The organism is Streptomyces rubellomurinus, assembly GCF_000961885.1.
Classification (GTDB): Bacteria; Actinomycetota; Actinomycetes; order Streptomycetales; family Streptomycetaceae; genus Kitasatospora; species Kitasatospora rubellomurina.
This window is the reverse complement of sequence record NZ_JZKH01000259.1, coordinates 1-997: the sequence shown is the minus strand read 5'-3', so window position 1 is coordinate 997 and position 997 is coordinate 1. Positions and strand designations below refer to the sequence as shown.

Annotated in this window: 1 pseudogene; it reads left to right on the top strand. The window is 69.4% G+C overall.

Annotation, left to right across the window (positions count from 1 at the left end):
- Window positions 1–57 precede the first annotated feature (57 nt).
- Window positions 58–997: pseudogene (locus tag VM95_RS37665) on the top strand (IS701 family transposase); the annotation flags it as partial.

The window sequence follows — 997 nt, the reverse complement described above, 5'->3', positions numbered from 1 at the left end:
CTAGTACTGCAACGGTGCTTACCGTGACGGTTGTTGGGTTCGCTCGTTGGGCCGTTCATGGGTGGGGACATATCCGAGATTGATGCTCGTCGCTGGTCGGATGGGCTGGTCGGGTTGCATGAGCGGTTTGCTCACCGGTTCGCGCGGAGCGAGTCGAGGGAGTCGGCGCTGGCCTACATGCGGGGCCTGCTGGCGCCGTTGGAGCGCAAGAACGGGTGGACGGTGGCCGAGGAGGCCGGTCACGGGGGCCCGGACCGGATCCAGCGGCTGCTGAACCGGATCGACTGGGACGCCGACGGGTGCTCGACGACGTGCGCCAGTACGTGGTCGAGCACCTGGCGGACCCCGGCGGCGTGCTGATCGTGGACGACACCGGTTTCCTGAAGAAGGGCATACGGTCGGCCGGCGTCCAGCGGCAGTACTCCGGGACCGCCGGCCGCACCGAGAACGCCCAGGTCGGAGTGTTCCTCGCCTACTCCAGCGCACTGGGGCGGACCTTGATCGACCGGGCGCTCTACCTGCCGAAGTCCTGGACGGACGACCGCGAGCGCTGCCGGGCGGCGGGGATCGGCGACGAGGTCGAGTTCGCCACCAAGGTCCAGCTCGCACGGGCGATGGTCCGCCGTGCGATCGACGACCAAATCCCGTTCCGCTGGGTGACCGCGGATGCCGGCTACGGCTACAGCAAGGGCTGGCGCTACGAACTCGAGCAGGCCGACGTCTTCCACGTCGTGGCCACCACCAGCCACGACACCGTCGTCACCTGGCAGGCCATGGACCATCGGCTGCACGACCTGGTCGCCGACCTGCCCCGGCAGAAGTGGAAGCGCCGATCCTGCGGCGACGGCGCCCACGGCCTGCGGATCTACGACTGGGCCCGCGTGGAGGTCCGGCCCTGGCACCGCCCCGACCGCAAGCACTGGGCCCTGGCCCGCCGCAGCATCACCGATCCCACGAAGATCGCCTACTACATCGCCTACGCGCCCGCCGAGGCCAC